This window comes from Pandoraea capi (assembly GCF_902459735.1).
Taxonomy (GTDB): domain Bacteria; phylum Pseudomonadota; class Gammaproteobacteria; order Burkholderiales; family Burkholderiaceae; genus Pandoraea; species Pandoraea capi.
Genome location: NZ_CABPRV010000011.1, coordinates 139,692 through 166,682, shown reverse-complemented (window position 1 = coordinate 166,682; position 26,991 = coordinate 139,692). Strand labels below are relative to the sequence as shown.

Below are 26,991 nucleotides of genomic sequence, written 5' to 3'. Positions count from 1 at the left end.
CCGCCTCCAATTAATGGAACAGACCGCGCAACTGCTGCACGGCGTCCGGATAACTGGCCCGTTCGCGCATTCCCTGTTGCAGGAAGCCTTCGAGACGGGGATAGAGCTCGATCGCCTGATCGAGCATCGGGTCGCTGCCCGGCGCATACGCGCCCACATTGATGAGGTCGCGGTTGCGCTGGTAGCGCGAAAGCATCTGCTTGAAGCGGCGCACCGTGTCGAACTGCGCGTCGTCGATGAGTGCGGCCATGGCCCGGCTGATCGATTGTTCGATGTCGATGGCGGGGTAATGACCCGACTCGGCGAGCTGACGCGACAACACGATGTGCCCGTCGAGAATGGCGCGCGCGGAGTCGGCGATCGGGTCCTGCTGGTCGTCGCCTTCGGTCAGCACGGTGTAGAACGCCGTGATCGAGCCGCCGCCGTCGGGGCCGTTACCGGCGCGCTCGACCAGCGCGGGCAGCTTGGCGAACACGGAAGGCGGATAACCCTTCGTGGCAGGCGGTTCACCGATGGCGAGCGCGATCTCACGCTGGGCCATGGCGTAACGGGTGAGCGAATCCATGATCAGCAGCACGTCTTTGCCCTGATCGCGGAAGTACTCGGCCAGCGTGGTGGCGTACGCCGCGCCCTGCAACCGCAGCAGCGGCGAGACGTCGGCCGGTGCAGCCACGACCACGGAGCGCGCCAGACCGTCCGGTCCGAGAATGTTCTCGATGAAGTCCTTCACTTCGCGGCCGCGTTCGCCGATCAGACCCACGACGATGACTTCTGCCTGCGTGAAGCGGGCCATCATGCCGAGCAGCACGCTCTTGCCCACGCCCGAACCCGCGAAAAGGCCCATGCGCTGACCGCGCCCTACGGTGAGCAGGGAGTTGATGGCGCGCACGCCGACGTCGAGCACCGATTCGATGGGCGCGCGACCCAGCGGGTTGATCGGCACCGAGGCGAGTGAGGCGCTGTCGGTCATGCCGAGCGGACCGAAGTCGTCGAGCGGACGACCCGCGGCATCGACCACACGACCGAGCAGCGCCTCGCCCACGGGCAGGCGCTTGCCATTGTGGCGTTGCGACGGCAGCGGGCCGTCGGCGGCGGGCTCCATCGGAAACACGCGAGCGCCGGGCAGCAGACCTGCGACTTCCGTCTGGGGCATGAGAAAGAGGCGATCGCCGCCAAAGCCGACGACTTCGGCTTCGGCCGTGGCCGGTTCGCGCGAGGCGTCGTGCACCGGCAGTTCGATGAGGCAACCGGCACCGACCGGCAGACGCAGGCCGACGGCTTCGAGCACCAGACCGGCCGCTCGGGTGAGGCGGCCGCATCGGCGCGTCGGCTCGATGGCGTGCACGTGGGCGATGCGCTCGCGTAGCGTGTTCTGCCAGCGGCGCAGATGCGCGTCGCGTGCGATCTCGCGGGGATTCAGGGCGTTGTGTTGCGTGGACCCGGCGGTCTTCGGCGCGGACGCCGCCGCATCGGCATCGCTATCGGCAGCGGTGTCGTCAGCATCCAGTGACGGATCGACGACATCGCTGTCGTCGTGATCGTCGGGTTGCAGCGCACCGGCCTGCGCCGCGTGCGTGGTCGTGTCGATCTCATCCCACAGTCGCACCGAAGGCGTGGTGCCGTCGTTCGCCGGGGTGGGCGACGGCGTCGCCGGGTCCTGCGTATTCTCGGTGCTGGGCAGCACCGGCGCATGCGCGGCGAGTGGGGTGAGTTCGACGTTTACCATGGCAGATCCTTGCCCAGGGCGGCCATCACGCGCTGCCAGCGGGTGGCGATGGTGGCGTCGACTTCGCCGCTGGCCGCTTCGGCCTTGCAGCCGCCGCGCTCGATCGTGGGGTCGGCGCGTACGGTCCAGCCGGCGGCACGCAGTTCCACGCCGACATGCGATTCGACGAGTTCGACGTCTTCCGGATTCAGCAGCAAACGGGGCGAGCCCGTCAGCGGATCGTTGGCCAGCAGGTCGCGCACGATCGGCAGCAGCGTTTCCGGGCGGATCGTGAGCGTTTGATGCAGGGCCTGACGCGCAATGTCGAGCGCCAGCCCGAGCAGCGGCTCGGCCACTTCGCGGTCGATGGCGTTCACCGCGTCGCCGAAACCGTGGGCGATGTCAGCGAGTTGGGCGGCGCGCGTGTCGACTTCGTGCTGGCCGGCGGCCTGACCTGCGGCATACCCTTCGGCGTGGCCGGCGGCGTAGCCCTGTGCGTGACCTTCGGCGCGGGCTTCCTCGCGCCACGCGGCGATCTGTTCGACGAGCGCGGGGTCGTCGAGCGGGCTGGGCGGTTTGGGTTGCGGCGGTGGCGGGGGCGGCGGCGGGTCGAACGATGCCATCTCCCAGCGTTGCCAGGCGGAGAGGCGTTCTTTCGGGATGATGGTCGACATACGCGTGGGCCCCGTTGCGTTACACGTACGCGTCGTCGCCGCGGCCGCCGATCATGATGGCGCCTTGATCGGCCAGGCGCCGCACCACTTGCAGCACCTTCTTCTGTTCGGACTCGACTTCCGAGACTCGCACCGGGCCGCGCGATTCGAGGTCTTCGCGCAACAGTTCGGCCGCGCGGGCCGACATGTTCTTGAAGAACTTCTCGCGCAGCTCGGCCGGCGCGCCCTTGAGCGCGATGATGAGCGACTCTGACTCGATTTCCTTGAGCAGTACCTGAATGCTGCGGTCTTCCACGTCGAGCAGGTTCTCGAACACGAACATCTCTTCGACGATCTTCGCCGCGAGGTCCGAGTCGTAGTTACGCACGGCTTCGATGACCGACTCTTCGTGCACGCCGCCCAGATAGTTGAGAATTTCCGCCGCGGTGCGCACGCCGCCCATCGGGCTGCGCTTGATGTTTTCGCTGCCCGAGAGCAGCTTCGTCAGCACGTCGTTCAGCTCGCGCAGCGCAGCCGGCTGAATACCGTCGAGCGTGGCGATACGCAGCACCACGTCGTTACGCAGACGCTCGGTGAAGAGCGCGAGCACTTCCGATGCCTGATCGCGATCGAGGTGCACGAGAATCGTGGCGATGATCTGCGGGTGCTCGTGGCGGATCAGCTCGGCCACGGCGGTGGAGTCCATCCACTTCAGGCCTTCTATGCCGCTGGTGTCGCCGCCTTGCAGAATGCGCTCGATCAGGCCCGCAGCCTTGTCGTTGCCGAGCGCCTTGTTGAGCACCGAGCGAATGTATTCCGACGAGTCGAGCGAGAGCGCCGAATGCTGTTCGGCTTCGAGCACGAAGTCCTGCAACACGTCCGCGATCTGATCGCGCGTGACCTGGCGCAGCGAGGCCATCGCCGCGCCGAGCTTCTGTACTTCACGCGGGGCGAGGTACTTGAAGACCTCGGCCGCTTCATCTTCGCCCAGCGACATCAGGAGGATGGCGCTGCGTTGGAGTCCCTCAGCCGCGCTCATCGCCACCACCCACCCATGCTTTGACTACCGTTGCCACGATCTTCGGATCCTGTCGCGCCACCTGGCGCGCGTACTGCAAATTTCGCTCGTAGGCGCTGATTTCGCCGCGCTTGCCAACTTCGCCGTCGGCGCTCTCGCCATCGGCCCCTTCGGCACCGGCCGCGCCGCCACCGCCGGCACCGGCCAGCGTCGGCTCGGCCGGCGGCGGCGGGGTCAGGTGCTTGCGGATGGCCGGACGAATCACGCCGAACCACAGATACAGACCGATCAGACCGATGAGCACCCACTTGCCGACCTGCTTGGCCAGTTCGATGTTCTGACGCTGACGCCACCACGGCAGGTTGGCTTCCGGATCTTCCTCGACCGTGAAGGCGCTGTTGACGATGTTGATCGTGTCGCCGCGCTGGCCCGAGAAGCCGATGGCTTCCTTCGACAGATTCTGGATCTGGTCGAGCTGCGCCTGCGTGAGCGCCACCATGGCGGGCTTGCCCTTCGCATCCGTGCCCGGACGGTAGTTCACGACAATCGCTGCCGACAGACGTTTGAGGCCGCCGGTTGCTTGTTGTACGTGACGAATCGTGCGGTCGATTTCGTAGTTGGTCGTGGCGTCCTTGCGATCGCTGCGCGGACCTTGCGGCGCACTGGCGGCACCCGGCGTGGCGGCGCCTTGCTGGGCGACCTGCTGCTGTTGCGGCTGCGTGATCGGCGCGGTGGCCTGTCCCGGCGGCTGGTTCGACAGAGCGCCCGGCACGCCGCCTGCGGCGTTCGCGCCGATCTGCGTCGCCTCGCTGCTTTGCTGGCTGCGGACCGCTTGCTCGCCCGAGTTCGGCTTGTAGTTCTCCGACGTCTGCTCGACCTGATTGAAGTCGACGTCTGCTGTGACCTGCGCATGCACGTTGCCCGGGCCGACGATCGGGTTCAGGATCGCTTCGATGCGACGGGCATACGATTGTTCGAGCTCGCGAACGTACTTGAGCTGGCTGGCGTCCAGACCCAGTGCGTTGCCGCTTTGGGCGGAGAGCAGATTGCCGTTCTGGTCCAGCACCGTGACATTCTTGACGGGCAGTTCCGGCACGCTCGACGCGACCATGTGCACGATGGCGCTGACCTGCGCATCGTCGAGCACGCGACCGGGGTAGAGCGTGACGAGCACCGAGGCGCTCGGTTTTTGCTGTTCACGCACAAAAACCGACGGCTTCGGGATCGCGAGGTGCACGCGGGCGGCCTGCACGGCGGAGAGCGATTCGACCGAGCGGGCGAGTTCGCCTTCGAGAGCGCGCTGATAATTGACCTGTTCGGCGAACTGGCTGATGCCGAACTTTTGGTTGTCCATCAACTCGAATCCGACCAGACCGCCCTTGGGCAGGCCTTGTGAGGCCAGACGCAGACGGACGTCGTGCACCTGTTCGGCCGGCACCAGAATGGCCCCGCCGCCCTCGGCGAACTTGTACGGCACATTCATCTGTTGCAGCGACGTGATGATGGCGCCACCGTCGCGATCGCTCAGGTTGCTATACAGCACCTTGTAATCGGGGGCACGGCTCCACAGGAAGACGGCGATCAGCAAGGCGACGAGCGCCGCGCCGCCGATCAGCAGCGGCAGGCGCTCACGCGAGCGCAGCTGCGCGAGCAGGGGCGGCTTGGCGGCGACGTCGGCCGTCTGGGTGGCGGCATTCATGCGCGGCTCCACGCCAGAGGCGTTGACATGACGTTCATCGCGGTGGAAGTGCTCACTAACATGCGACAGAATTCTCCGGGTACGCTTGGCATTGCGCTCACGTCCCTGGGGGGCTTAAGGATTGGAAAGAATCCTGTTGCCGGTGCGCACGATGCCGATGGTCCTGATTATTCGTTGACGAATGTGGAATCGTTCTGAGGATTAGGCGGGTCTTTTCCCGTTAATTAGGCTATTGAGGGCTTGCCAAGCGGTGGTAAGCTCCGACGTGACTGATAAAAGGCATACCGGTGGGGTTGGCGCGAAATTCGCGTGACTGGCGGGGTGCCGGCGTCGTTAATACAGCTTCAGGCATCTTCATCGCATCGTCGACGAGACAAGCAAGGACAAGGATCATGGCCATTCCGGGGATCGAATCGGTACTGCAAAAGCTGGGCGGCGTAGCGTCGCAGGCGGCGGGCTCGATCATGGGCACGACCAGTGCCGGCGCGGGTTCCGTGTCGAAGACGGGCGGTTTTGCCTCCGAACTCGAAGCGTCGCTCAAGCGCGTGTCGGCTTCCCAGCAGGGCGCCGAAGCGCAGGCACAGGCGTTTGAAATGGGCACACCGGGCGTGGCGCTCAACGATGTCATGGTCGATATGCAAAAAGCCAACATCGGCTTCCAGATGAGCCTGCAAGTTCGCAACAAGCTTGTTTCGGCCTACACAACCGTGATGAACATGCAGGTCTGATACCGAGCCTGCTGTGGCGGTACCCAGAAGCCCCGTCCGATGATGGGGCTTTTTGTTGTTGAGCCGACGGCGCACGCACTCGGCCGAATCCGGGGTCTGAACCCCGATAAACCACGACCGACGCCCATTACGCTAGTCCTGGTATCTCGATGCTGTCATGAGAGCACGCCGCATCGGTATATGCCGGTGCGGGCATGACCCGTTTCAGAAACTCATGAAAGCGCGGCACGGTGAAGGCGGCGTCACCCTGCATCGACGTGTAAAGCATGCCCTTTTCAATGAGGGTTTCGTGAACGGCGGCAAGCGCTTGCGCGGGCTTGCCGAACTTCTCTGCAACCACGTTCAGGTCGTGAGGCCCTTCGCCAAGTTCTGCCATGACGCGCAAATACCGGCGCTCGATAAGCGCCAGACGCTGGAATCGGAGCCGGTAGAAATTTCGATCGAGCGCGTCGATGGCGGAATCCGATATCTGCTGCACGTGGTCTGACGTAATGGGACTGGTGCGCGCGACTCTCCAGGCCAACTTGCCCCACTGTTGCAGAAAGTAGGGGTAGGCCCCGGTTTGTCCGACGATTTCATCCAGCGCTTCCGTGGCAATGTTCACCCCGGCTTGCTCGGCAGGGATCGTAATCGCGCTCCTTGCGGCGGCATTCGATAGCGGTCCCAGGTCGTGAATCTCAAACATCCGCTCGGCATAGGACTTGGCATCGCCGATATGCTTGATCATTGGCGGAAGCCCCGCGCCAATGAGGATGACGGGTAGCCCGAGCTGGTTGCATCGATGAAGCGCGTAAAGCAACGAGGACAACTGGCGTTGTGGCATGCCCTGAAGCTCGTCGACGAACATGGCGAGTACGGTTTGTGCTGCACGAGCGGCTTGTCCCGCTTCCACCAGCAACGCGCAAAGATCCAGCTCGAGATCGCCGCAATCGGCAAGTCCGGACTCCGGGGGATAGTCGAGTCCGACGTCGATATCTCCGTAGGTGACTCGCAGTCCGGTCACGAAACCGGCCAATGCTTTCAGACCCCGGGACACGGCTGCCGCCGCCCCATGCATGGGGTTCATGCGTAGCAACGCCACGCGCAGGGCCGGTGCAATCGACCCCGGCAGGGACCGCACTTCCGGTGCTTCAAGGCGGATCGTGATCGCGCCTTGTTCCTCGGCATCGAACAACAGACGTTCGAGCAGCACCGTCTTGCCGACACCGCGAAGCCCGACCAGCAACTGCCCGTTTGCATGACGTCCGATCCGCAGTCGTTCGATGCAGATGCGCACTTCTTCGCGAATGTCTTCGCGACCGGTCAGTGCGGGCGGCGCTGCGCCGGCACCGGGATTGAAGGGGCTTAAGATTCCGTCCATTTCCTGATCCAAAGAGGGTGAGCAAGGGATTGCATGCAGCCGTTCGATTGGCCGCTCTCACAGGAAATGCTAGTGAGCGCGCAGGTTACGCGCGGTCGTCGGAAAGGTTTTGGGGCGAATGAAAATTCTCGTGTGCCATACGCCACGGGCGTTCCGAGCGCACGGCGCCAGTCAGGGGATAGTCGGGAAATCGGACACTTCACGCCCCACATGCGCCGCGCGTGCGCTGAAAGACCTAGCGCCTGCGTTGTCAGGTCGACGGCGTTGGCGCTGGCGGTGTGGCGGACGCCGGGGCGTCGGTCGGGACTTCAGGCGGGAGCACGCCCGGTGGCAGCGGGGGCGGCTTGCCGCCACGGCCCGCTTCGAGCTTGTATAGCCAGGCCAGCAGCTCGGCGACCGCCTGATAAAGCTGCGCCGGAATGCGCTGGTCGAGATCGACCTGCATCAGAAGGCTCACCAGCTCAGGCGATTCGTGCACGTACAGACCGTGCTCACGCGCCGTGCGCACGATCGTCTCGGCGAGCAGGCCGTATCCCTTCGCCACGACACGCGGGGCCGAATCTTTCGCGCCGTAGGCGAGCGCGACGGCCGTGCGACGCTCCGGTGGCAACGTCATGCGTTACCTCCGGCATTCGGTACGTTGGGCGTCTCCTCGCTGACCGGGACCGGCAAACCGGCAACCTCGGTATCGGACATCGGCGCTTGCGCATGCGCACTCGCCATTGCACTGATCGCCGACGCGGCATCCGACGCCTGCGTCGCGTCATCGACTTCGCTGAGCGCGCCAAACGACAACTGACTCGCAATCAGGCCGACGGACGCCAGCCGCTGACGCAAGTCTTCGCCTTCGTTGGACAGCACATCCGTGGACGCGGTCGAATCCGTCAGCAGCTTCGCCTGCAATTGCTGGCCCGACAGGCCGAGCGTGACGTCGATGGTGCCCAGCGACGGCAACGTGAGACGCAAATGCGTGTGCCATGTGGATGGCGCAGCCGCTTCGCCCGGCGCCTGCTGGCCCGCGCGCTCCTCGACCTGCCACTCCATCGGCGCACCCGGCCACGCCATGCCGTTCCATTGAAACTGGGGATTGACCAGCATATCGAGCTGCTGACGCACGAGCGTCACGCTCTCCGCGGGCGTGTTCGCCACGGCGGCGATTGCCCCGGCGGCACCGTGTTGCTGCGGATTCGTCGCGGCATTGGCACCCAGCGAAGGGTCCCCGCCATCATGCCCTGTCGGCAGCACACCGCTGGTCGTATGCGCCACGCTCGCGGCATGCGCCAGCGCGGTCGCGGTGTTGGGAAGATTGGCGCTAGCCCGCAGGCCCCCATCGACAGCATCGGCATTCGCAGCCTGCGCCGGTGCACCGGGCGGGGGAGTCGCAGGATTCGCAGTCGCCGTCGGCAACGTCAGTGCCGATGACATGGTAGATGGACCCAATGCAGGCCACCCCGTCGCCAAAGCCGCTTCGCCGCCCGCCGGTCCGAGCAGGCGCGTGAGCGGCCCCGGGCCCGGCAAGGTGGCGTCTGCGCCAGCGGCACGCAACTGTGCCGCCAGATTGGCCGACGCAGGCCAGCGCAACTGCGGCTCCGCCTGCAACTGTTCGAACGAACGGCTGCCCGACGCCCATTGCGACAGATGCGATTCGTAGAACAACCCGCTCGTCGACAGCGCTTCCTTGAGCGCTGCGGCGACCAGCGGCGCCAGCGCCGGGGCACCGGTGCCGGGGGCCGCCGGCCACACCGGCGCGCTCGCTTGCACAGGGCCGGGCGAGTCGGGGGCGAGACGCAGGATCGTATCGATGGTGCGCGCTGCCGCCGAGAGTGTCGCCTGCTGGATCGGCGTGGGCGCGCGCGCCGCGGCTTGCGACGTCGCGTTGCCCAGGGCAACCGCAGTGGGTGAAGTCTTGGTGGCGAGATCGCCGAGCGCGGAGGTGGCGTCGCCGGACGGCTGCGAGCCGGCAATGGCGTTGGGGGCCGTCGTCGAGGAGACGCCTTGCCCCATACCGAGCAACGAATCGAGCCGCCGGGCGAGCGTCGTGGCCAGAACCGAGTCGAGACCGGCCATGCCTTACTCCGAGATGCGGACGACGTGACGCGCGTCGCGCGTCAGGCGCCCAGGTTCAGGCCGTAGACTTCGTGCAGGGCACGTTGACGGCGCGTGCTGTTGATCATGGCGTCGAGGTGCGCCAGGTGCGGTACCGCGAGATCGCGAATGGCGGCATCATCCGCCAGAATACGGCGGATGATCGCATGCTTGCGCGAGCGCTCGTCGTCCGAGAGCGGCAGATCGGCGTCGAGCTGCTTGATCGAATCGACCTGCGCACGATACTGCGTTTCGAGGTCGATGAGGGCATCCCAGTCGCCGTCGCGCGCCACGCCGAGCATACGCTCCGTGAGGCCGGCAATACTTTCGTAGCAGTTCAGCAAAGTCGTCGCTTCATTCATAGCGCACTCCGGTGCCCGCCTGAACGGCGGGGGCACCCGTGCCGGTGCTCGGCGCGATCGCTCGCCAGGCCGATGCAATCGTCTCAAGCAGGGTGTCGACTTCTTGTATCTTGGCGACGTCGTTCTCGAGATTCGCTTCGAGCAGACGTCGTCCCATGTAGTCGTAGAGATCACGCAAGTTGCGCGACAGTTCCCCGCCGACTTCCATATTCAATCCGTCGCGCAGGCCGCCGATGATCTCGATCGCCTTCGAAATGGCCTGACCGCGTTCGACGATATGACCGGCCTCGAAGTGGATACGCGCTTTGGTGAGCGCAGCCTTGGCACCGTCGAACAGCATCACGATGAGCTGATGCGGGCTCGCGGCGACGACGCCGGTTTCGAGCCCGACCTTGCGATACGCATTGGCGGCGTTCTGACCGTACATGTGTCTCTCCGACGCTTACTTCGAGGACGACGACGAAGAGCCGCCGCCAAGCACCTGCTTCAGGTAGTCGCTGGTGTTTTGCAGCTTGGCCATCGTGGCGTCCAGCGCCGTGAACTGAGCCAGATAACGGTTCTGCATCTGCGTCATCTGATCTTGCCAGTCCGATTCCTGCTGCTTGATCTGCTTGATCGAGGAATTCAGGTTGTTCGTCGCGCTCGTGACAGCGCCCTTGGCGCTCAGAAAATCCGTGACCTGCGTGTTGAGCAGCGAGGCAAAGCCTTGCGAGAAACCAATATTGCCGCGGCTGCCGGTAGCCGTGCCCGAGACTGTGAGCTTGAGCCCTTCGACCGGCGTGCCCGCATTGCCGGTCAAGGTCTGACCGCTGCCGGTCGCGCCAAAGCCGCCGATCGTGCCGATAACGTCTTTACCCGTTGTCGTGTTGTTGCCGTTGAACAACTGGTTGTACGCCGAGCCGCCGGTGACGACGACCTTCGAGGCGGAGCCGTAACGGTTCGACGTGATCGTCAGAATGCCGTTGTTCGAGGCGACCGACACGCCGGACTCGGCGGTGGTGAACTTGCTGTTGCCGTTGATCGCGGCCTGGATGGCGGCCGCCAGCTTGTCCTGCGTGTAGGTGCCCGGCGGAATCAGCACGCTGGCGATGTTGCCGTCGAGCGAAACCTGGAGTTCGTTGCTGCCGGCGGCAATCGTGGTCGTCGCGCCCAGCGTAATCGCGCCGGTCGTCGTGCCTTGCGTGGCCGCCTGCGAGATGTTGATGGCGTACTGGCCCGGCTGCGTGGCGTTCGACGAGCTGGTGAAGCTCACCAGAGAGTCCGTCGTCTGGCCGTTGGTCGCGAACAACGAGGCGAGCGCGTTGAAGCCGTTTGGCGAGGACATCGCCTTGTTCAGCGCCGTTGTGTCGACGGAGAGCGTGCCGTCCTTGTTGAAGCCCACGCCGACCTGCGCCAGCGAGGCGAGGCCCGTCGAGCCGACGCCCGGCAGCTTGCCGTTGAGAATCTGGGTCAGACGGTTCTGCACGAGCTGAACCGTCGAGTCGCCGATCAGCGGACCGTTGTTCGCGCCGTTACCGGCCGAATCGAACGCGGTCAGCTTGCCGATCGTCGTTTGCAGCGTGTTGTATGCCGTGGCGAACGACTGCACGGCCTGAGTGACGGCCGACGTGTTGCGGCTCGTCGTGACCGTGGTCGAACCGGTCTTCGAGAGCGTGAGCGTGACACCGGTGACCGACTTGGTCACGGTGTTCGTCGCACTGGTGACCGCCAGACCGTTGATGGTCAGGTTGGCGTTCTGCGCCGCGCTCGTTTGCGTGAGGTTCTGCGTGCCGGTCGGATCGTTGGCGAGCAGGTTGGTGACCGTGGGGTCGCCGCCGGCGGCCACATCGATCTTCATGCTCATGTTCTGACCCGTGGTCTTCGAGGTCAGCACGAGACGGTAAGGCGTGCCGCTGCCGTCGTTGACGATCGTCGCCACGGCATCGCCGTTCTGGGCGTTGATCGCATCGCGAATGCCGGTCAGCGAGTTGTTGCTGCTGTCGATCGTCAGGTTGATCGGTGAGGAGCTGGCGTTGGCTGCGAAGCTCGCGCCCGTGTACTTGCCGTCGGTGAGGGTGCCGCCCGTGATCGTGCCAAGGGTAATCGTCACCTTGGTCGATGCGCCCGTGCCGATCGTGCTCGTCTGGCTCGAGAAGCCGGTCGTGGTCAGGCTTTGCGCCTGCGCCAACTGCGTGACGTTGACGCTGTACTGACTGACGTTCGCCGTGGAGTCCGCCGTGGCCTGCAAAATCGTGTTGTCTCCGACCGCGGCTGCCACTTGGAGGAACTGGGCGGCGCTGGAGAGCGTGCCCAGCGACGTCTGGAAGGCGGAGAGCGCCGATTGCAACTGGCCGATGGCCGAAAGCTTCGTGTTGTACGCCGCTTCCTGGTTTTGCAGCAGAGTGAGCTTGTTCGTGGCAGGTGTCATCAGACTCTTGACGAGTGCATTGACGTCCAGCCCGGACCCAATCCCAGGGGAGGAAATAGTGCCCGGTCCGTTAGAAGTTGCCATGATTTGCTCTCACTCCGTTGAATTGATCGTTACTACCCGGCCCGCTGGAAAACACGATGGCCTGTAAAACAGGCGGCGGCGGCACCGTTTCGCAGTGACGCCGCCGTCGACCCGGCGAGCTTGCGCTCACCGGGAGTGTTCAAGTACGACTCCGCTATTACTGGAGGAGCTTGAGCACTTGTTGCGGCAGCTGGTTGGCTTGCGACAGCATCGAGATACCTGCTTGTTGCAGGATCTGCGAGCGGGTCATGTTGGCCGTTTCCGCTGCGTAGTCCGTGTCCTGAACGCCCGAACGTGCCGAGGTCAGGTTTTGCGTCGTCGCCGACAGGTTGCTCACTGCGGACTGGAAACGGTTTTGGATGGCGCCCAGCGTTGCATTGAACGAGTCGGCCGTACCGATGGCGGCGTCGATCTGAGCGACCAGCTTCGTTGCCGAGTCAGCCGTCAGTGCGTTAGCCGTCGAAAGGCTGCCGCTCACTGCCGAGGTACCGGCAGCGACGCCGATCTGCGTGAGCTTGGCGGCCGTACCGGCCACCGTGAAGTTCTGGCTCGACACCAGGTTCAGCTTGCCGGTCGAGTCGACGTAAGCCGTCACGCCGCTACCGCTGGCGCTGATGGCGTCAGCCAGTTCGCCCACCGACTTGAACGTGCCGGTGATCGACGTGGCGGTCGTGGCGCCGGCGGCTTGCAGCGTCAGGTCCGTGCCCGTCAGGGTCAGCGGCGACAGAGCCGTCTTCACACCGGTCGACGAACCCGTACCCGTCGTTGCAGCCAGGGTGGCCGGCACGGTGATGCCGGTCAGGCCGGTCGTTGCCATGTTGATGGCAGCGGCGGTCGTGTTCGTGAAGTCGATTTCACCGGTCGTCGCGTTGGCGGCGGCGATGTTCGTGCCTGCGGCGGTGTTGATCGCGGCGGCCAGGTCGGCAGCCGTGTTGTACGTGCCGCTTGCCACTGCCGTACCACCGACCGTGAGCGTGTTGGCAGCGTCGAGCGTGATCGAGCCGAACTTGGCAGCCGTCGTCGCCGTTGCCAGGGCAACGCCACCGATCGAGCTGGCCGACATGTTCTGCGTCAGGCTGACCGAGATGTTCTGGCCGGCGTTGGCGCCAACCTGGAAGTTCGCCGTACCCATCGAGCCGTTGAGCACCGACAGACCGTTGAACTGGGTCTGCTGGGCCGTACGGGTGATTTCCGCCAGACGTTGCTGAACTTCCTGGTCGATAGCAGCACGGTCCGACGCCGAGTTCGTGGCGTTGGTCGCTTGCACTGCCAGCGTACGGATACGTTGCAGGTTGTCCGAGATCGACGACAGGCCGCCAGCAGCGGTCTGCACCAGCGAGATGCCGTCGTTGGCGTTGCGCTGTGCTTGCGTCAGACCGTTGATCTGCGACGTCATACGGTCGGTAATGGCCAGACCGGCGGCATCGTCAGCGGCGCTGTTGATGCGCAGACCCGACGACAGACGCGTGATCGACGTTTGCAGGGCGGACTGCGACGTGCTCAGGTTACGCTGGGCAATCGTCGAGAAGATGTTGGTATTGATGACAGATGACATTTAGCCACTCCTTTCCCAAAATTTTTTGGCTCCGGCTTAAGCGCCGTAACTTTGGCTCACCAGCCAATCGCCGAAAGCCGCCGTTGTAGGGGATATCGGACGCCCTTTGGGAAAATTTAGGGTGGTTTTGCAAAATGCTTCGACCGCCCCCTTCGACTTGGCAGGTCGATGTCGGAAAAACGCTATCGGGCCAGTCTACGAAATTCCTCCACGATTGATCCGTCAAGGAAAGGGGCAATGTACCGCCTATTCTTGTCCTGTAAGGCTCCGAGAGGTGAGGGTGTCGCCGTGGCACCCGGTCGGACGGCAAAGAATTCTCAAGCCGTGACGCCCGTTGGCAGGCGTCGAAAATATTTTTCCGACGCTGTGAAAATTCTTCGCAAGCGCGGTGAGCGGCGAATGAAATGCAAGTGGCCCGCATCGGCGGGCCACGAAGTGAGTACTTAGTTCTAATGATTCCCGGAGGAATCTGGCAGGAAATGTGGTGATGCCGTGCCCTGAGCGTTCAGGCGCTCAGGCGCAGACCGGTCCCATCTCGGCGCTGACCAGCCCGTGTTGCATGACGTAATACGTCAGCTCGGCGTTGTTGTTCAGGCGCATCTTTTCCAGCAGGCGGGTGCGATACACGCTCACCGTCTTCACAGAGAGCGACAGGGCGTTGGCAATGTCGGTCAGACGCTTGCCCGAGCCGATCATGCACAGCGTCTGGTATTCGCGGTCGGACAGGCGTTCGTGCGGCGGCTGATCGGCGTCCGGGCCGAGATAGTCGGCGAGCGTCTCGGCGACCATCGGGCTCACGTACTTGCGACCTGCCGCCACCTGACGAACGGCCGAGACCAGTTGCTGGGCGTTCGAGCGCTTGCTCAGGTAACCGGCGGCGCCGGCCTTGAGGGCGCGTAAGGCAAACTGACCTTCGCCGTACATGCTGAAGATCATGATTGGCAGGCGCGGGTGTTTGCGCCGCAAGGTCTTGAGAATTTCGAGACCGTTCGTGTCGGGCAGCGAGATGTCGAGCAGGACGATGTCCCACTGGGCTGCGTCGGTCATCTCCAGCGCTTCTGCGCCGCAGTCGGCTTCACCGATGACGGCGATGCTGCCGCTATCGGAGAGCAATTGCCGGACGCCCTGGCGCACGATGGCGTGGTCGTCGACGATGAGCACTCTAAGCGTCATGATGCGTATCCAAGAAGAGCAAGCGATTCCGGGCCGTGCTGGCCGGTCGGGGCAGGCAGGATCTGATGCCAGGGAAGTCGTGCGCTCACGAGCGTCCCCGATCCTTGAACACTGCCGATACGGAGCATGCCGCCGAGCGCCGTGCAGCGCTCGCGCATACCAACCAATCCGAAATGTCCCTGCTTGCGACGCGCGCCGCGAGCGAGCCCGCAACCGTCGTCGGAAATCGTGAGTTTGAGTGAACGGTGGCTGCCATCGAGCGCCACCACCACGCGCGTGGCGCGGGCATGGCGGGCGACGTTGGTCAGCGCTTCCTGTGCGATGCGATATAAAGCGAGCACCGCGTCGGGTGTGAGGTTCGCGACGCGCTCGCGCGTCACGTCTTCGCAACGCCAGATGCACGTGAGACCGCTTTGCTCGCCGAAGCTGCGCAACCAGGCGCGCAGCGAGACGACGAGGCCCGCGTCGAGCGCGGGCGGGCGGTTGCGGCCGACGAGTTCGTCGGCGGCATCCTGTGCGGCATTGGCGACATGCTGAATCTGGGTGCAGAAGGATTGCCATTCGGCGGCGTCAGCCGGCGCGCGGGTCGCCAGTCGTGCCACGACCATCTGCAATGCGGTGAGATGCGCGCCGAGGCCGTCGTGCACTTCCTGCGCGAGACGCGTGCGCTCGGCTTCCCGTGCCGCGTCGATCTTGCGGGCCACCGATTGGGCGAGCGGCCGGGGCGAAGTCTTGGCGGGCTTGGCGGGCGCACGTGCGGCACGCGAGGCCGGCTCTGCCGGGAGCGCACCTTCGCAGGCGGCGGGCTGATCCATGACCGATGTCTGCGGCGTCGTGGCGCGCGTATGCAGCGCGTCGTCAAGCGACACGCGACGTCTCGCAGCCTGTGCGGCAGGATCGACGAGAAACGGCATGGAGGCAAATCCCTGAGAGAAAAAGTCCCGTGCCGCAACCCACGCGGCGAGACCCAGATTCAATTTAACAAACTTTACATTTCGTCACAATTACACGCGGCGGGTACCCGCATGGTTGACAGAGATGCGTAACTATTTGATTTGGATCAAGAAGTTTTCGCTTGCTTGAGGGGATTTCTATGAAGACCCCGAATATATCAGGGTTTGTCCTAGCGCATCCAGTCGAGCGTATGTTTCAAACGACATTCTCGGTCCAAAACGGTCATAACGCCTGAATCGACGGCGTTATTTCATACGATTGTTATTTTCTTTCAGACGAGAGCGCGGGTATACCACGCGCTTCATCGGTGAACTGCTTCTCATGACGTGCCCGATGAGACGTTGCTTTCGGTCTCCGAATCTACGGGGAGCGTCACGGTGACGATGAGTCCGGGGCCACCGGTCTCGCCGTCACCCGGTGCGAGCGTGACCGTGCCATGACTGGCCGCCACGATCTCCTTCACGATGGCCAGTCCCAGACCCGTGCCGGGCTGACCGGGCGGCGCGTTGCGATAGAAGCGTTCGAACACGCGCGCACGCGCCTCGGCCTGAATGCCGGGTCCGTCGTCGATGACGCGCAGGCGGGCAGTGCTGTCGTGACGATCGATAGCGACGGTTACGCGTCCACCCTCGTGGATATAGCGGATCGCATTGTCGACAAGATTCATGACCATCGCATGAAACAACTCGCCATTGCCCGCCACCCACACATGCGCCTCGGTGGTTTCCAGTCCAAGATCGATATCGCGTCGCTGCGCCAGCGCAACGAGTTCTTCCAGCACCCCGGCCGCCACGGCCACCAGATCCACGCGCGAGCGCGAGAACGCCGGGGTATCCGCCGCCTCGGCCTGCGAGAGCAGCAACAACTTGTTCGTCAGATCGGCCAGCCCCCGGCTGCTCGTCTGCATGGCCGAGAGCACGTCGGCCAGCGCGGCGCGGTCGTCGAGCTGCGCGGCGAACTGCAACTGCGTGTCGAGCAGCGTGAGCGGCGTGCGCAACTGATGCGCCGCATCCGCCACGAAGCGTCGCTGTTGCTGCGCCTGCACCGACAACCGTTGAATACACAGGTTGATGGCGTCGACGATGGGCCGCAACTCGGTCTGCAACTGTCCCGCGCGAATCGGCACCAGTTCCTGCGGCGCGCGCCCGGCGACTTCATCCTTGAGCCGGATGAGCGGATGCAGCTCGACCGTCAGGCCGATGAGCACCAGCACCGCGGCCAGCGCTGCCATCGCGATCTGCCGGTGCAGCGACGGCTCCCACAACTGCGCGAGCATCTCATCTCGGGCATGCATCGTCTCCGCGACGATCACCGCGACCCGATGGGGCTTGCCCGAGTCGTACATCGTACGCACGAAACTGATCGCGCGCAGCGGCTCTCCATTCACTGTCACGTTCGAATAAGTCGGCACTGTCGCGGGAAAGAGCGGCGGATGCGGGAAGTCGGGCGGGCCGGCCAGCAGCCGGCCGTCTTCGGTAATGACCTGATAGAACACCCGGTCGCGCGCCGGCGACGCGAACAGCTCCAGCGCCGAAGGCGGCACGACCGAGCGCAACGCGCCGTCCACCCAGGCCAGTTCGCCGGCGATCACCTGCGCGGACGTGAGCAGCGCCCGGTCCTGAACGAGTTCCGCCGTGTCGTGAGCGCTCCGATAGGCCAGCCACGCGCTCGCGCCGATATACAGCGAGAGCGGCAGCATCAGCCACATCAGCAACCTGACGCGAAGGCTAAGCATCTTTCTCGCGCAGCAAGTACCCGAGCCCGCGCAGGGTCATGATCGCGGCCCGGCTCGGTTCGAGCTTTTTGCGAAGACGGTGGATGTAGATTTCGATGGCATCGGCACTCGGTTCGTCGTCGAGGCCGAAGACGCCGTCGACCAGCGCGCTCTTGGCCACGGTCTTGCCCTGCTTGCGCATCAGGATTTCAAGCACCGCGTGTTCGCGCGACGGCAGCGCCAGCGGTGCGCCGCCGATCGTGAACTGCCGCGTGCCCGCGTGATAGCTCAGATCGGCGCAGACGAGGTCGGCGCTCTGTTCGGGCGCATGACGCCGTGCGAGCGCCTTGACCCGCGCGATCAACTCGCGCACCTCGAAGGGTTTCACGAGATAGTCGTCGGCCCCGGCGCCCAGGCAGTCGACCTTCTCGTCGACCGAGCCGCTGGCCGTCAGGATGATGACGGGCACGTTGTTGCGCCGCTCGCGCAACCGTCGCAGCACGTGTTTGCCGCCGAGCTTGGGCAGCATGAGATCGAGCAGCACCACGTCGTACGTTTCCGTTTGCAGCAGACGATCGGCAGCGTCGCCGTCGCGCGCGGCATCGACGGTGAAGTTGTCGTCGCGCAGCATGCGGGCGAGCCAGTGGGCCAGAGTCTCGTTGTCTTCGATCAGCAGCAGTTTCATAGCGGGAAAGCAGAATGCGACGGCGAGTGTGCCCGCGTAATGCAAGCGCGCCAACAGTGAGCGCGCCAACAGCGGGTAAACACCCATGAGCGGGGGATGAAAACCTGCATGTCGCGAAAGCTTGATGAAAGCTTCGCTTTTCTACAATTCGTGGCAAGGCAGAGGAAACCGTACCCAACACCATGGACCGCTGCCCGGGCCGCGTGTATCGCTCACGTCAGGCCGGCCGGCGCCGCCAACGGCAGCTTGAGCCATTATCCCTAAAACGATGGAGACACCACAATGCGAGCAAGCCTTGGCGTGCGTGCGCCGAAAGCCTTCGTGAAACCCCTTCTGGCCGCTGTCGTCGGCGCGTCGCTGGCGCTGGCCGCTGCGCCGGGTTTCGCCGCCGATAACGGCAAGATCACGATCATGGTGGGCGGCATCACGAAGATGATCTATTTGCCGGCCAAGCTTGCCGAGCAACTGGGCTACTTCAAGGAAGAAGGGCTGAACGTCGAACTGTTGTCGCAGCCCGCCGGTGTCGACGCCGAGAACGAACTGCTCGCCGGCGCCGTACAGGCCGTGGTCGGCTTCTACGACCACTCCATCGACTTGCAGAGCAAGGGCAAGGAGATTCAGTCGATCGTCGTCTTCGGTCAGGTGCCGGGTGAGGTCGAACTGGTCAATGCCAAGAGCAAAGACACCATCAAGAGCATGGCCGACGTGAAGGGCAAGACCCTTGGCGTGACGGGGCTGGGTTCGTCGACGAACTTCCTCACGCAGTATCTGGCGGCCAAGCACGGCCTGACCTCGGCGCAGTACTCGGTGCTGCCGGTCGGCGCGGACAACACGTTCATCGCCGCCATCAAGCAGAACCGCATCGACGCCGGCATGACCACCGAGCCGACCGCATCGCAACTGATCAAGACGGGCGACGCCGCGGTGCTCGTCGACATGCGCACGATGGAAGGCACGGTGGCCGCGCTCGGCGGCGCTTACCCGGCGTCGAGCCTGTACGTGCAACGCGCGTGGCTCGACAAGCACAAGCCGGAAGCCGCGAAGCTCGCCCGCGCTTTCGTGAAGACGCTCAAGTACATCAACACGCATTCGGCGGCCGAGATCACCGAGAAGATGCCGAAGGATTACTACGGCAGCAACAAGGCGCTGTACGTGCAGGCGTTGCAGAACTCGCTGCCGATGTACTCGCCGGACGGCCGCATGCCGAAGGACGGTCCGGAGACCGTGCTCAAGGTGCTCGCCGCGTTCAATCCGAACGTGAAGGGCAAGCACATCGATCTGTCGAAGACGTACACCAACGAGTTCGTCGATCAGGTGAAGTGATTCGCCTGCGCCGCGACCCGGATGATCCAGTTGACCCTGTAGTACCGGCGCGCGGTCTCCACGACGCGCAGCCCTTGATCCGTCCCTAAGCCAAGTACGACGCGACGCTGCCCGCACCCGACGACTGTCCGGTGTGCGGGAGCGTGTCGCCTCAAGAAACCGTAACGACCGTTCCGACGTCACCCAGGAGCCGGGCATGACCCAGACCATTACCCCCACGGCACCGGCACGCGCAGCAAGCGCCGTGTCGCGTGATACGCCCGCCATCGAATTCGACAATGTGTCGTGCCGCTTCATCTCGCCGGACGGTAAAGCCACCGTCGCGCTGCGCAACTTCAGCATGTCGGTCGCGCGTGGCGAGTTCGTCGCCATCGTCGGGCCGACCGGTTGCGGCAAGTCGACCACGCTGTCGATGATCACCGGGCTGCTGCGTCCTACCGCCGGCAGCGTGCGTGTGATGGGGCAGCCGGTCAACGGCATCGACCCGCGTATCGGCTTCGTCTTCCAGAACGACGCCGTCTTCCCGTGGCGCAGCGTGCGCGAGAACGTCGCCGCCGGTCCGCTGTTTCGCGGTCAGTCGAAAGACGCGGCGTATGCGCAGGCCGACGAATGGATCAAGCGTGTGGGGCTCGACAAGTTCGGCAGCCACTATCCGCATCAGCTCTCGGGCGGTATGCGCAAGCGCGTGGCGCTCGCGCAGACGTTCATCAACAACCCCGAAATCCTGCTGATGGACGAGCCGTTCTCCGCGCTCGACATGCAGACCCGCACGCTCATGCAGGACGAGCTGCTGCAACTGTGGTCGTCGACGTCGGGCTCGGTGGTGTTCGTCACCCACGATCTCGAAGAAGCGATTGCGCTGGCCGACCGGGTGTTCGTGCTCACGGCGCGCCCGGCCACGTTGAAGAACACGTACACGATCGATCTGCCGCGTCCGCGCGTGATGTCCGAGATTCGCTACGAACAGCGCTTCATCGACATCTCCCGCGAAATCTGGGCGGACCTGCGTGAAGAAGTGAAGATCGGTTGAACCTTGGAGATGAACATGAGTGAACAGGCCGTGATGGCAGGCATGGCGGGCATTGGCGACGCCGATCTCGCACGCGAGGAAGCGGCGGCGCAACGCCGCATCAAACAACGTCGGGCGCTGGTGGTATTCCTGCGCGTGGCGATTCTGGTGATCGGGCTCGGCGGCTGGGAAGTGGCCGCACGCGTGGGCTGGATCGATCCGTTCTTTTTCTCGCAGCCGACGCTGATCGTGCAGCAGATCTACGACTGGTGTGTCGAGGGGACGTCGCAAGGACCGTTGTGGACGCAGGTGCTCGTCACGCTCGAAGAAACGGTGCTGGGCTTCCTGATCGGTGGGGTGGCCGGGGTGATCTGCGGCATCGTGCTCGGCCGTAACAAGCTGCTCTCCGATGTCTTCAGTCTCTACATCCAGATCGCCAACTCGATTCCGCGCGTGGTGCTGGGCTCCATCTTCGTGATCGCGTTCGGTCTGGGCATGGCGTCGAAGGTGGCGCTTGCCGTGGTGATGGTGTTCTTCGTGGTGTTCGCCAACGCGTTCCAGGGCGTGCGTGAAGCGGACCGCTACATGATCGCGAATGCACAGATTCTCGGGGCGTCGCGCCGTCAGGTGACGATGTCGGTGGTGATTCCGTCGGCGCTGTCGTGGATTCTCGCGAGCTTGCATGTGAGCTTCGGCTTCGCGCTGGTGGGGGCCGTGGTCGGTGAATTCCTCGGCTCGAAGCAGGGCATCGGTCTGCTGATCTCGACCGCGCAGGGCGCGTTCAACGCGAGCGGCGTGTTCGCCGCGATGATCGTGCTGGCCGTGGTGGCGCTCGGGGCCGACTGGCTGCTGACGTCGCTGGAGAAGCGATTGTTGAAGTGGCGTCCGGCGGCCTTCTCGAACGAGTGACGATCGGCGTGAACGGGATGGCCGAGGCATTGCGTCGGCTCCTGTTGCGGCAAAAGCAAAGCGGCGCCTCCTGTTGAGGGAGGCGCCGCTTGTCCTTTGGAGACGACGGTACTGCGCGGGCGTCAGATCTTGAGCTTCGTGACCTTCGTGCCTTCGATATTCAGGTTGGCCATCAGGCCGGCGTTGGTCATCACGATCACTTCCACCGGCGAGGTCGCGGTATTCAGGTCGACAGCGCCGTTCGCACCGATCTTGACCACGGCGACCGAAGCGTCGGCCCCGGCCGTCCAGCCATCCGTGCGCCGGAATTTGTCGAGCGCATCCTGCGTCATGAACAGGAAGATCACGGCCTTCGACTGAGCGCCGATCTGCAAACCGAACGATGCGGTCACGGTGTTGTAGTAGCCCTGCGTGGCGCCGCCAACGCGCAGCGCGCCTTCGCCGTACTCGCCTCCCACCACGAAGCCGGCTTGCAGCACCGACGGGAACACGAGCACGCCGCGCGCCTTGCTGACCAGTTCGCGCGAGCCCTTTACGGACGCATACATCTTGTCGAGCGCCCCATTCACGGCGGCGTCGATCTCACGACGCTTGTTGACATTGGCGCTTGCCGAGTTGTCGCTCTTGTCGGCTTGCGACGGGGTCGTCGTCGTGCAACCGGCCAGCGCGAAGGCGGCAGCGGCAACAGCGACGGAAGTTTTCATCAGGAATTCGCGTTTTTGCATTTTCTCCCTCCGGAAAGCGTGTGCCGAGTGCAGCGATATTGCTGCCATACGGCGAACGGTGTGGATGCGGATAAAACGTCAGGCCGATGAGATCGCCTCTGAGGAGGCGGGGACCAGCGGCAGCTAAACGGACAATGAAGCGGACCATGAAGCGAATGCTAAGGACGGTCGTTCGGCATCCGATGGATGCCGGTGATTGCGGGTGGCAACGCGCGATGTCGATGTTGTGACATCGGCGACGGCTTCCTGATCGACCGGCCAGAGGGCGTAGCGTGTCGCTCACTTCGCGATTTCGCGGGGTCGCGAGCGCGGACGACTTCGCATCGGCGTGACGTCGATTATGCGGTCTCTATCGGCATTGTCAAGAAAATAGCGAGATAAATTTCGTTAACTTGCCGCTATCTTTCGTCAAATTGTAGGCATCCGCCTACGTGCACTCGCGCATGTATTGCTCTTTGAGCGCTTTGCGCGGGTTCGTGCGTGTAGGAATGTCGACGCGATTGCCCGCGGGCGAATCGACACGTTGATCGCGCTTGTAAACCGGTTTGTCAGGTGTGCTGGCGATCTTGTCGGCGAGCGCCTTGCAATGCTCGCGCTTCGAGGGCTCCGCCGCGCTGGCGGTCGCCTGTTGTGCGGCGGCCTGATCGCGGGCGGCTTGCGAGCATTGTTCGGTAGGAAGGGCGCGACCGACGCTGTCGAAGCACACCGGGGTTTGCGCCATGGCGAAGCCGCTGGCGCCGAGTAGCGCGCTTGCGACGGTGGCGTTGAGCAGAGATCGGAAGTGCGTGAGCCGCGTGATGCGGCTCGGGGACATCGGGAACATCGGGGGTAGCGTGGCGGTGCAGCGTGGCATCGACATTCTCCTCAATGGATCCCCGCGATGGCGCGGGTGCGCCTATTCTGGCATCGCCGCAGCCGGATTGTCGATAGCCGCGACGACTTGCCGCGTGGCCGGCATCGCCGTGCCCGGACGATCCGTGCGCAACTCCAGCCGGTAGCCCACGCCGTAGATCGAGCGCACGATTTCCTCGTCCGGCCGGATCGCCTGCAACTTGCGCCGCAGATTCTTGATGTGGCTGTCGACGGTGCGATCCGCGACCACGCGGTGATCGTCGTACATCCGGTCGAGCAGATGCGCGCGCGGGAAGGTCTTGTCGGGATGGCTGGCCAGCGTGGCGAGCAGGCGCAGTTCGACCGGCGTGAGCGGCAATTCGTGACCGTCGAGTTTCGCGTGGTGACGCACGGCGTCAATGACCAGCGCGGGTGTTTGCGGGGTCGCTGCGGTGTTGGCGGTCGTGGCCACCGGCGCGGCGGCGCCCCGAACGCGCCGCAGAATGGCCTTGACGCGCGCGACCACCTCGCGCGGGCTGAACGGCTTGCAGATGTAATCGTCGGCACCCAGTTCCAGACCCAGCAGACGATCCGTCTCCGCAGCGCGTGCGGTCAGCATCACGATCGGCACTTCGGAGATTTCGCGCACGGCGCGGCACACTTCGAGGCCATCCATACCCGGCAGCATCAGATCGAGCAGCACAAGGCGCGGCTGCGTCACGCGCACCGTGGGCAGCACGTCGCGTCCGTCCGTGAGAATGCGGCAGGGCATGCCTGCCACGCGCAGGTACTCGGCGAGCAGCGCGGCGAGCTTCGGCTCGTCTTCGACGATCAGGATCGGCGCGCTGTCGGCCAGTGCCGTCGCGGGCGGCGCTGACGCCATCGACGTGATCGACGTCATGGGGGCGGCGACGGGCGACGCCGTCGACGACAGGGATACCGGCCCGGATGCGACCACCGGGGACGTAACGGGCTGCGTGTGCGTAAGGCTCTGCATAGGGATCGATGGAGGGCAGGCTTAACTCAAAGCCGTCAGGGTCGTCAGGGCTTGGGTACTGAAACAGCTCGAGACCGCGCTCAGTGCGCAGGTCGATGAAGGGGTAGGGATGGCCGCGTCGTGATGACGCGGCAACGTGATCGACAGCGCCAGTCCCCCCAGGGGCGAGTGCCGCGCGACGATCTGGCCGCCGTGCGCTTCGACGATGTGCTTGCACAGCGCCAGCCCCAGACCGGCGCCGCCGCTGCGCCGGCTGCGCGACGCTTCCACGCGGAACAGCCGCTCGAACAGACGGGGCAGCGCATCGTCGGGCACGCCGGGCGCGGAGTCTTCGATCTCCAGCCGTAACTGTGCCTGTGTCGACGACAAATAGACACGCACCGCGCCACCGCCGTCGGTATAGCGCAACGAATTCTCAAACAGGTTGCCGATGAGTTGCGTGAGACGGTGCAGATCACCGTCCACGAAAAGCGTGTCGTCGGGCAGGTGCACGTTCAGCCCGATGCCCTTGGCCTCGAACCAGTCGCGGAAGGCGGCCACCGACGTCGCCACGCGCTCGGTCATATCCACCGGCGCGAACTCGTAGGTCAGTGCGCCCACGTCCGAGAGCGAGAGTTCGTAGAGATCGTCGATCAGCTTGGACAGTTGCGAAATTTCGACGCGTAGCGACGCCAGGGCGTCCTGCGTGAGCGGGCGCACGCCATCTTCCATCGCTTCGATCTCGCCGCGCAGAATCGAGAGCGGTGTGCGCAGTTCGTGGGAGATGTCGGCGAGCAGGTTGCGGCGCACCTGATCGTTGCGCGCGAGCGTGTCGGCCAGACGGTTCAGGTCGACGGCCAGCCGGGCGAGTTCGTCTGCGCCGGCCGTGGGCGCGCGCACGCTGTAATCGCCCATCGCCATGCGGTGGGTGGCTTCCAGTAACGGTGTGACGGGCACGAGCAGACGTTGCGCCACCCGCAACGCAATGGCGCCGAGCAGTGCGATGCCGAGAATCGTCAGGTACATCAGGTTGTCGCCGCGCAGCCAGCCGTGGCCGGTCATGGCGGCGCGCACGACGACCGTCGTGGCCGCCATCGTGACCAGGCCCGTCGCGAAGATCGCGAGGAACAGCTTGCGGGTGATGCCTGAGTTCATGCGTTCGGTGAGTCTCGTTAAGTCTCGCTAAGTGCAACGCCGGACAGCCGGGCCGGACGCGCGGGTAACGACAGGGGAAACGGGGCTGATCTGGCGGGCGCGGACGCCCCTGCCAAGGTCGGCGCGCCATTCTCTCAGCTTCGGAGCCCGGCGCGTCGGGCCTCCACAAATTTTCCTCTATTTGTGCGCAGTGGCTGCACGCCCGGTTCTTACTATCCATCACGAGACTGGCCGCCGAGCCGTTCTCCTCCGACGCTTCGTGCCGCTGTGCGTCGGGCCGCTCATCGTTCATCTCTTTCGAAAGACATCCGGATACGGCATCCGGGACCGGCGCGGGGGCGCCTCACCATGTCGAAACCGTCGATCCTTGCGCGCCCGCTCGCGGGTGTCGTGCGCCTGCGTGCCGTTCTCGTCCCTGTCATGACCGGGGTGACCCGCGCGCGAGCGCGGCAGGCGACGTGCGTGGCCATCGCGAGCCTCCTTGGCGCGAGTGCCGTCCTCTCGGGATGCGCCAGCACGCAGGTCACGGCCACGCCGATGGCCGTCATGCCAATGCCGCGTGTGGCCAACGTCCAGACGGCCGGCTCGATCTACCAGCCGACCACGGCGACGAACTGGTTCGAGACGCCCGTGGCCCATCGTGTCGGCGATCTGCTGACGATTGCGGTGTCGGAGAACTCGACCGGCAGCAGCAAATCGCAGAGCGATACCTCGCGAAGCGCGAGCGCGACGGCCAAGAGCGCCAAGGCCGACGGCGCCGACTCGGTGCTCGAGCGCTGGTTCAACATCGGCCAGCAGGCCAGCAGCTTCAAGGGCAACGGCACGAATACGTCGAGTTCAGCGCTGACCGGCACGATTGCCGTGGCGATCGTGGAGGTGCTGCCTAACGGGGCCTACGTCGTCGGTGGAGAAAAGCAGGTCATGCAGGGCCGCAACATGGAGACGTTCCGCTTCACCGGGGTAGTCAACAAGTTCGACATCTCGCCGGCCAACGTGGTGGCGTCGAGCAAGGTCGGGCAGGCCAAAGTGGCGCGCGTGGATGCCGGTCAGACTGCCGATGGCAGCAACGGCGGCTGGTTGCAATCGATTCTGCTCGACGTTTCGCCATTCTGATGAAGCGCCTCGCGATGGTGCTGGCGCTGGCGGCTGTGGCCAGCGTGACCCTGGGCGGCTGCCTTTTTGCCACCCCGGCCCCGGTAATCGCCGCACAGGTGGCCGCCACGATGGTCTCGACGGGCGTGGTGCTCTCGGACCAGTTGCCGTCGATCTCCCCGCCGACGCAGGCGGCCGCGCCGGAATTGCTCTCGCACAACATGTGCATCGAATTGCCGTCGGACGGCATCTCTGATCTGTTGCCGGCGATTCAGGGGCGGCTGAGGGCATACGGCATCGTGAGCACGATCTACAGTCCGGGCACATGGCCCACGGGCTGCGTCGTGCTCAATTACAACGTGCGTCGCGCGTGGCGCAATTCCTTGTGGGGCAACGCGCCCAGCGAATACCTGGCCTACGCGACGCTCACCCTCAGCCAGAACGGCTCCGTCATCAACACGGTGTATTTCGATGGGCGCTCGTCGACGGTGGAGTCGTGGTCGGCGTCGAACTCGCGCATGGCGCAGCTTGTGGATCGGTTGGTGGTGTTCTGACGGGCGTGGCGTATTCGGTATGCGCGTTGGCGCTACCCGTGAGCGACGACGCGTGAATGTGCCGGACAGGCGATGGCGCTGGCGTGTTGCCGTGCAAGGTCGGCATGACCCGTTCGGGACGTCTTCGCCTCCTGCGCCCATGCGGGGCACCTGCGCGTTTGATGATGTTGCACACGTTACTGACGTCCAGTCGGGTGATCTTCGCGATCTGCGTGGGCGTGAGCGTCGGATGCAG

Annotated in this window: 25 protein-coding genes; 6 read left to right on the top strand and 19 right to left on the bottom strand. The window is 64.5% G+C overall.

Annotated features, from left to right (window positions below; all coding sequences use genetic code 11):
• Positions 1 to 10: 10 nt before the first annotated feature.
• From fliI to fliF, 4 genes are read right to left on the bottom strand one after another with little or no spacing between them, the layout of a single operon-like run.
• Positions 11 to 1,726 (bottom strand): flagellar protein export ATPase FliI, encoded by a 1,716-nt coding sequence (gene fliI, locus PCA20602_RS20805; RefSeq protein WP_246182264.1) that lies wholly within the window; start codon positions 1,724 to 1,726, stop codon positions 11 to 13.
• On the bottom strand, positions 1,720 to 2,379 hold the full coding sequence (fliH, locus tag PCA20602_RS20800) for a flagellar assembly protein FliH (RefSeq protein ID WP_150722814.1): 660 nt from the start codon (positions 2,377 to 2,379) through the stop codon (positions 1,720 to 1,722). Before fliH ends, fliI begins: the two co-directional genes overlap by 7 nt.
• 19 nt (positions 2,380 to 2,398) lie before the next feature.
• Positions 2,399 to 3,397 carry a flagellar motor switch protein FliG gene (gene fliG, locus PCA20602_RS20795; RefSeq protein WP_083254264.1) on the bottom strand — a complete coding sequence of 333 codons (999 nt, stop codon included), beginning with the start codon at positions 3,395 to 3,397 and terminating at the stop codon, positions 2,399 to 2,401.
• On the bottom strand, positions 3,384 to 5,075 hold the full coding sequence (gene fliF / locus PCA20602_RS20790; protein WP_150722813.1) for a flagellar basal-body MS-ring/collar protein FliF: 1,692 nt from the start codon (positions 5,073 to 5,075) through the stop codon (positions 3,384 to 3,386). Before fliF ends, fliG begins: the two co-directional genes overlap by 14 nt.
• Positions 5,076 to 5,467: 392 nt before the next feature.
• On the opposite strand from fliF, the gene fliE reads away from it, so the two are divergent.
• Positions 5,468 to 5,803 carry a flagellar hook-basal body complex protein FliE gene (fliE, locus tag PCA20602_RS20785; protein WP_069344507.1) on the top strand — a complete coding sequence of 112 codons (336 nt, stop codon included), beginning with the start codon at positions 5,468 to 5,470 and terminating at the stop codon, positions 5,801 to 5,803.
• Between the two features lie 127 nt (positions 5,804 to 5,930).
• On the opposite strand, the gene PCA20602_RS20780 is transcribed toward fliE, so the two are convergent.
• From PCA20602_RS20780 to PCA20602_RS20730, 11 genes are all read right to left on the bottom strand, one after another.
• Positions 5,931 to 7,163, bottom strand: a complete 1,233-nt coding sequence (locus PCA20602_RS20780; RefSeq protein WP_150722812.1) for an ATP-binding protein — start codon at positions 7,161 to 7,163, stop codon at positions 5,931 to 5,933.
• 250 nt (positions 7,164 to 7,413) lie between these two features.
• The gene (locus PCA20602_RS20775) at positions 7,414 to 7,779 is read right to left on the bottom strand and encodes an EscU/YscU/HrcU family type III secretion system export apparatus switch protein (protein ID WP_150722811.1); all 366 of its coding nucleotides are present in this window, start codon (positions 7,777 to 7,779) and stop codon (positions 7,414 to 7,416) included.
• Positions 7,776 to 9,230, bottom strand: coding sequence for a flagellar hook-length control protein FliK (fliK, locus tag PCA20602_RS20770; protein WP_150722810.1), 1,455 nt, complete (start codon positions 9,228 to 9,230; stop codon positions 7,776 to 7,778). Before fliK ends, PCA20602_RS20775 begins: the two co-directional genes overlap by 4 nt.
• 41 nt (positions 9,231 to 9,271) lie before the next feature.
• Entirely contained in the window at positions 9,272 to 9,610 is a 339-nt protein-coding gene (locus tag PCA20602_RS20765; RefSeq protein WP_069344510.1) for a flagellar protein FliT, read from the bottom strand.
• Complete coding sequence (gene fliS, locus PCA20602_RS20760) at positions 9,603 to 10,037, bottom strand: flagellar export chaperone FliS (RefSeq protein ID WP_150722809.1); 435 nt, start codon at positions 10,035 to 10,037, stop codon at positions 9,603 to 9,605. Before fliS ends, PCA20602_RS20765 begins: the two co-directional genes overlap by 8 nt.
• A gap of 15 nt (positions 10,038 to 10,052) precedes the next feature.
• Positions 10,053 to 12,101 carry a flagellar filament capping protein FliD gene (fliD, locus tag PCA20602_RS20755; protein WP_150722808.1) on the bottom strand — a complete coding sequence of 683 codons (2,049 nt, stop codon included), beginning with the start codon at positions 12,099 to 12,101 and terminating at the stop codon, positions 10,053 to 10,055.
• A gap of 157 nt (positions 12,102 to 12,258) precedes the next feature.
• The gene (locus PCA20602_RS20750; RefSeq protein ID WP_150722807.1) at positions 12,259 to 13,656 is read right to left on the bottom strand and encodes a flagellin N-terminal helical domain-containing protein; all 1,398 of its coding nucleotides are present in this window, start codon (positions 13,654 to 13,656) and stop codon (positions 12,259 to 12,261) included.
• Positions 13,657 to 14,169: 513 nt separating this feature from the next.
• On the bottom strand, positions 14,170 to 14,829 hold the full coding sequence (locus PCA20602_RS20745; protein ID WP_010807699.1) for a response regulator: 660 nt from the start codon (positions 14,827 to 14,829) through the stop codon (positions 14,170 to 14,172).
• On the bottom strand, positions 14,826 to 15,743 hold the full coding sequence (locus PCA20602_RS20740; protein ID WP_083254248.1) for a sensor histidine kinase: 918 nt from the start codon (positions 15,741 to 15,743) through the stop codon (positions 14,826 to 14,828). The genes PCA20602_RS20745 and PCA20602_RS20740 overlap by 4 nt, the downstream gene beginning before the upstream one ends.
• 359 nt (positions 15,744 to 16,102) lie before the next feature.
• Positions 16,103 to 17,518, bottom strand: a complete 1,416-nt coding sequence (locus PCA20602_RS20735) for a sensor histidine kinase (RefSeq protein WP_246182263.1) — start codon at positions 17,516 to 17,518, stop codon at positions 16,103 to 16,105.
• Positions 17,511 to 18,182, bottom strand: coding sequence for a response regulator transcription factor (locus tag PCA20602_RS20730; RefSeq protein ID WP_150722806.1), 672 nt, complete (start codon positions 18,180 to 18,182; stop codon positions 17,511 to 17,513). The genes PCA20602_RS20735 and PCA20602_RS20730 overlap by 8 nt, the downstream gene beginning before the upstream one ends.
• A gap of 282 nt (positions 18,183 to 18,464) precedes the next feature.
• Here PCA20602_RS20730 and PCA20602_RS20725 point away from each other — a divergent pair, with 282 nt between their 5' ends.
• From PCA20602_RS20725 to PCA20602_RS20715, 3 genes are all read left to right on the top strand, one after another.
• Positions 18,465 to 19,505: an ABC transporter substrate-binding protein gene (locus tag PCA20602_RS20725; RefSeq protein WP_277990376.1), complete on the top strand. Its 1,041-nt coding sequence runs from the start codon at positions 18,465 to 18,467 to the stop codon at positions 19,503 to 19,505.
• 196 nt (positions 19,506 to 19,701) lie between these two features.
• Entirely contained in the window at positions 19,702 to 20,535 is an 834-nt protein-coding gene (locus tag PCA20602_RS20720; RefSeq protein WP_069344515.1) for an ABC transporter ATP-binding protein, read from the top strand.
• Between the two features lie 42 nt (positions 20,536 to 20,577).
• On the top strand, positions 20,578 to 21,423 hold the full coding sequence (locus PCA20602_RS20715; protein WP_139133387.1) for an ABC transporter permease: 846 nt from the start codon (positions 20,578 to 20,580) through the stop codon (positions 21,421 to 21,423).
• Between the two features lie 122 nt (positions 21,424 to 21,545).
• On the opposite strand, the gene PCA20602_RS20710 is transcribed toward PCA20602_RS20715, so the two are convergent.
• From PCA20602_RS20710 to PCA20602_RS20695, 4 genes are all read right to left on the bottom strand, one after another.
• Complete coding sequence (locus PCA20602_RS20710; RefSeq protein WP_150722804.1) at positions 21,546 to 22,148, bottom strand: BPSL1445 family SYLF domain-containing lipoprotein; 603 nt, start codon at positions 22,146 to 22,148, stop codon at positions 21,546 to 21,548.
• A 427-nt stretch (positions 22,149 to 22,575) separates the two neighbouring features.
• Entirely contained in the window at positions 22,576 to 23,001 is a 426-nt protein-coding gene (locus tag PCA20602_RS20705) for a hypothetical protein (RefSeq protein WP_150722803.1), read from the bottom strand.
• 42 nt (positions 23,002 to 23,043) lie between these two features.
• Positions 23,044 to 23,862 (bottom strand): response regulator, encoded by an 819-nt coding sequence (locus PCA20602_RS20700; RefSeq protein WP_246182270.1) that lies wholly within the window; start codon positions 23,860 to 23,862, stop codon positions 23,044 to 23,046.
• A gap of 135 nt (positions 23,863 to 23,997) precedes the next feature.
• A complete protein-coding gene (locus PCA20602_RS20695) occupies positions 23,998 to 25,110 on the bottom strand; it encodes an ATP-binding protein (protein WP_150722802.1) in 1,113 nt (370 codons plus the stop codon).
• Positions 25,111 to 25,458: 348 nt separating this feature from the next.
• On the opposite strand from PCA20602_RS20695, the gene PCA20602_RS20690 reads away from it, so the two are divergent.
• Positions 25,459 to 26,223 (top strand): flagellar basal body L-ring protein FlgH, encoded by a 765-nt coding sequence (locus tag PCA20602_RS20690; RefSeq protein WP_150722801.1) that lies wholly within the window; start codon positions 25,459 to 25,461, stop codon positions 26,221 to 26,223.
• Positions 26,223 to 26,756 (top strand): hypothetical protein, encoded by a 534-nt coding sequence (locus tag PCA20602_RS20685; RefSeq protein WP_069344521.1) that lies wholly within the window; start codon positions 26,223 to 26,225, stop codon positions 26,754 to 26,756. Before PCA20602_RS20690 ends, PCA20602_RS20685 begins: the two co-directional genes overlap by 1 nt.
• The last annotated feature ends 235 nt before the right edge of the window (positions 26,757 to 26,991 follow it).